Annotated in this window: 6 protein-coding genes; all 6 read right to left on the bottom strand. The window is 27.6% G+C overall.

Features of this window, described 5'->3' with window-relative positions:
- Nucleotides 1–995, bottom strand: a 995-nt coding sequence (locus ACRDBA_RS10465; protein WP_438572867.1) for a PFL family protein, incomplete at its 3' end; no start/stop codon positions are given.
- A 15-nt stretch (nucleotides 996–1,010) separates the two neighbouring features.
- Nucleotides 1,011–1,280 (bottom strand): ACT domain-containing protein, encoded by a 270-nt coding sequence (locus ACRDBA_RS10460; RefSeq protein ID WP_438572866.1) that lies wholly within the window; start codon nucleotides 1,278–1,280, stop codon nucleotides 1,011–1,013.
- A 212-nt stretch (nucleotides 1,281–1,492) separates the two neighbouring features.
- On the bottom strand, nucleotides 1,493–1,639 hold the full coding sequence (locus ACRDBA_RS10455; RefSeq protein ID WP_438572865.1) for a hypothetical protein: 147 nt from the start codon (nucleotides 1,637–1,639) through the stop codon (nucleotides 1,493–1,495).
- Between the two features lie 73 nt (nucleotides 1,640–1,712).
- Nucleotides 1,713–2,393 carry a pseudouridine synthase gene (locus ACRDBA_RS10450; protein ID WP_438572864.1) on the bottom strand — a complete coding sequence of 227 codons (681 nt, stop codon included), beginning with the start codon at nucleotides 2,391–2,393 and terminating at the stop codon, nucleotides 1,713–1,715.
- Between the two features lie 214 nt (nucleotides 2,394–2,607).
- Nucleotides 2,608–3,384: a nitroreductase family protein gene (locus ACRDBA_RS10445; RefSeq protein WP_438572863.1), complete on the bottom strand. Its 777-nt coding sequence runs from the start codon at nucleotides 3,382–3,384 to the stop codon at nucleotides 2,608–2,610.
- A 312-nt stretch (nucleotides 3,385–3,696) separates the two neighbouring features.
- Nucleotides 3,697–4,647 carry a M15 family metallopeptidase gene (locus tag ACRDBA_RS10440; protein WP_438572862.1) on the bottom strand — a complete coding sequence of 317 codons (951 nt, stop codon included), beginning with the start codon at nucleotides 4,645–4,647 and terminating at the stop codon, nucleotides 3,697–3,699.
- Nucleotides 4,648–4,705: the final 58 nt, after the last annotated feature.

The following is a 4,705-nucleotide window of genomic DNA, read 5'->3' as shown; positions in this document are numbered from 1 at the left end:
ATAAATGCACCACTTAATCCACCAACGTGACTACAAGCCATTACTCCACCTTTTTTTACTGCATCATTTAAAAGAGCTAAGGCTGCAGTAGTTCCATGAGTACCAACTACTTCAAGTCCCATTTCTTCTAAAATATGTGCAACTGAATCACCAACAGCTGGAGTTGGTGCTAAAGATAAGTCTACTATACCAAATGGTACTCCTAATCTTTCTGATGCTTCCTTAGCTACTAGTTGTCCAACTCTAGTGATTTTAAAGGCTGTCTTTTTAATAGTTTCTGCAACTACATCAAAAGATTCTCCCTTTACTTTTTCTAAAGCCCTTTGAACAACACCAGGACCACTTATTCCAACGCTTATAACCTTATCTGCTTCTCCTACACCATGGAATGCTCCAGCCATAAATGGATTGTCTTCAACTGCATTACAGAACACTACTAGCTTTGCACATCCAAAACCTTTTGTATCCTTAGTTAATTCAGCTGCTTTTTTTATAACTTCTCCCATTTCTTTAACTGCATCCATGTTTATTCCACATCTTGTAGATCCAACATTTACAGAAGAACAAACTTTGCTAGTCTTAGCTAATGCTTCTGGTATTGAATTTATTAATATTTTATCTCCTTTAGTATATCCCTTTTGAACAAGAGCTGAGAAACCACCTATAAAGTCTACCCCTAAAACTTCTGCAGCCTTATCTAAGGTTTCTGCAAACTTTACATAGTTTTCCTCATCAGTTGCACCTGCTACTATCGAAATCGGCGTAACTGATACTCTTTTATTAACTATTGGAATACCTAATTCATTTTCTATTTCGTTTCCTACCTTAACTAAGTCCTTTGCAGAAGATACTATTTTATTATAAATTTTTTCTCTACATTTATCTCCATCTGAATCTATACAATCTAATAAAGATATTCCCATTGTAATAGTTCTTATATCAAGATTTTCTTCATCTATCATTTTAATAGTTTCTAATATATTACTTGTATTCATCCCTTTACCCCCAAATTATAATGTGTGCATTGAATTAAATATTTCTTCTCTTTGAATTTTCACATCAACACCTAATTCTGTTCCTTTAGAAAGTAAAGAGGATTTTATATTTTCAAATGAGTCCTCTGATTTAGATAAATCAATCATCATAATCATTGTAAAATACTTGTCCATTATCGTTTGGTTAACATCAAGAATATTAATATTTAACTTCATCAATTCATTGCTTACACCCGCAACAATTCCTACCTTATCTTTTCCTATTACTGTTAGTATAGCTTTCATATAACTCACTCCTTATTTATTTTAATTGCTTATTGCTAAATTTAACTTCTTAAAATCAATAATATACTTATTATTAAAGTTATGGTTAAATTTACTATAATTTTATAGTTATCACATAAGTTTGTCAAATTATTTTAATTATTATTCGTATAAAATTGAGATATAAAAAAAAGTAACTTTATAAAATTTTATAAAGTTACTTTTTCTATATATTACTTTTCTTCATCCTTCATTTGCTTTTTAAGTTTTCTAGCAAAATTCTTTTCTTCTAATCTTTCTTCAACTTCATCCTTTTTTTCTTCAAAAATGGCCTTTGCACCTTTTACAGTATCTTTTAGATTATCAATCATATCATTCATAAAAATTCCTCCTAACTTGCTAAATAATTATTTATATATGACTAATATAGTTTGCCTAAAAAATAAAATATTATTAATTATTATTTAGATAATCTATTTCTTCCTTTGTTAAATAACGCCATTTTCCTTTTTCTAGTCCATTTATATTAATATTCATAATTCTTATTCTCTTAAGATTAATTACGGTATATCCAAAAGCTTTGCTCATTCTTCTTATTTGCTTGTTTAATCCTTGAGTTAGTATTATTTTGAAAGTATCATTACTTATTCTTTCTACAATGCATTTTCTAGTTATAACTCCACATATTTGGACTCCATTAGCCATTCCATTTATAAAATCATCATCAAAATCACGATTTAATTTAACTATATACTCTTTTTCGTGCATATTGTCAGATTCTAATATTTTATTAGCTAAATCACCATCATTTGTTAGTAAAATTAATCCTTCAGATTCCTTATCTAACCTTCCTACTGGAAAAATATATTCCGGATAATTTATAAAGCTTATAATATTATCTTTAACTTCACTTGCAGCAGTACATGTTATTCCTTCTGGCTTATTTAATGCAATATAAACTTTTTCTTTTTTTTCAACAGGTTTATTATCTAAAAGAATTTCATCTGACTCTTCAACCCATTGACCTGGAATGCAAAGCTTACCATTTACTTTTACTCTATTGTCTTCTATTATTCTATTTGCATCTTTTCTTGAGCAAATTCCTAAATTACTTAGGAGCTTATTTATTCTCATATGTTTCCTCGCTATTTTTAAAAATATAAAACCATATATATTATAATCCCCAAATATAAAAAAAGACAAACAAAAAATAAGGATTGTAGCTTCCTTATTTTTTGTTTGAGCATATCTCATAGCACATTAAATTTGTTATACCTATATACTATCATTTTCCATATACTTTGTCCACAGTATTTTCTGAAGATTCATATTTGATTAATTATTATAATTATTTCCCTTCTACCCAAGTTTTTATAATTAACTTAGATGATCTTTCCATTTCCTTTGAAAATTCTGCTCCAGTTTTTCTTCCATAAATAAGTTGTCCATAATTTTCAGCCTTATAGACGTTATTTTCTAATACAAGCTTTTCTTTTCCTTTATACATTTCTTCAAAGTCTTCACCAGATAATCTATTATATTTTTCATCAAATACTATATACTTAGAATTAAATCTATCTTTTATATCATTATTTATATTTTCTTCCTTGTATCCTAAGCAAAGCATTGAAATAGGTGCTGCCCAAGGAGGTAAATTAAATAACTCCTTATGTATTTCATAATGCTCTATTATATCACCTATATAACATGAGCCTATCCCCAGACTTTCAGCTGCTATTACTGCATTTTGTGCTGCAGCCATGGCATCTTGAATTGCTAAAAGTAAATCTCCTTCATCTGGTGTTTCGAACTCTTTATTATTTTTTATGCAATATTCTCTAACATTACTATGTTCATAGTAATCAAACCATCTTTGTAAATCTGCAAGGAAAATTAATACTACTGGTGCAGTTGCTATAAATGGTTGGTTATCACAAGTTTTGCTTAATGTTAACTTCTTTTCATAATCCTCAACCTTAATTATAGAATACAACATCATATTACCTGCAGTTGGTGCTCTCATAGCCCCTTCTAAAATTAAATCTAAATCATCTTTAGAAATTTTTTCATCCTTATATTTTCTTAAAGATGATCTGTTTTTTAGTACTTCTAATACTTTATTCATTTTATCGCCCCCTTATATTTATCTTATGGTTGTCCATTATAACAATATTCTCATTATAAAAAAGCTAATATTGGATACGCCATTAGATAACAACTTCATAGCCTTTAAATGAAATAAAAATCTCCCCAATGCTAAGAAGCTTATTTATAGTAATTATAGCAACAATATACAATTATGTATATTATTAAACAACTTTTTTTGTAATTATATAAACAATTAAAATTTTTCTTCATAAAAACAACTGTAATATATGCCTTATAAAGTCTTTACATAGAATATATTACAGTTGAAATATATTTTTATTAAGTATATCTATACCTTGCTGTTAATTAGATCTATAAACTTGTTTGTATCTTCATTTGCTGGAATACTTCCTTGCCAATTACTTTCTGTATAATTATCTCCATTATTAAAATACTTTGATTTTATAATAAATTCAGGTCTATATTCAAAATGAAGTATATCAAAGTGCTTCCACTTGCCTCCCCAAATAAATCCATTGTCCTCAAATATCTTTACAAGTTCCTTTGAATATGATGCTATTCTTTTTGTTCCTTCATCTTCTGATGCCCACTTCCAATAATCACTATCACTTCTATTTAAATCTATAGCTATTCCATAAGCATGAGCACTTAATCTGCCTGTATCTTGAATAGTTCTATAATTAAATGTTCCACTTATAGGAAGTAAAAATTGCAAAATGCTTCCGTTACCTTTTGCCACCTCACTAATTTCCTTCATTACCTTTTTAAGATTATCTGAAGCTCCATTTTGTTTGTTAAAAGGTAATATTCCATAGTATGTATTTACAGAAATTAAGTTTTTATTTATTTCCTCTAAATTACTTCCATAAACCTCATTTAATAATCCATAAACTCTTATTCTTCCAGGATCTATCTTTTCCTTTAATACTGAGTCAATACTATCTAAAGGATATATTTCTTCAAGCATGTCTTGTAAATCTGGATTAGTTATTTTTTCTCCATGTCCTTTTTCTATCTTATCATCATATAAAATTTTCTTTCCACTTTTCATAACTATATATACAAGGTCATTTGAATCCTTTTCTATATCTACAATATAACTTGGATATGCAATCATTAATGATAATAAATCCTGCTTCATTCTTATTTCATAGCTTATATCATTTTTTTCTTTTTCAAAACCATAGCAATTTAAATTTGTAAAAATACTTAATAATAATAGAACAATACTAAATCTTAAAAGCTTATCTTTCACAATATCCTCCTTATTTCTTTTCATTTATTAATTATTAATAGATTTACCTTCTAACTGTCTTTATATACATGTTAAATTAATT

It is taken from the genome of Clostridium sp., assembly GCF_051654825.1.
Lineage (GTDB): Bacteria > Bacillota > Clostridia > Clostridiales > Clostridiaceae > Clostridium.
This window is presented reverse-complemented; position numbering and strand designations above follow the sequence as displayed.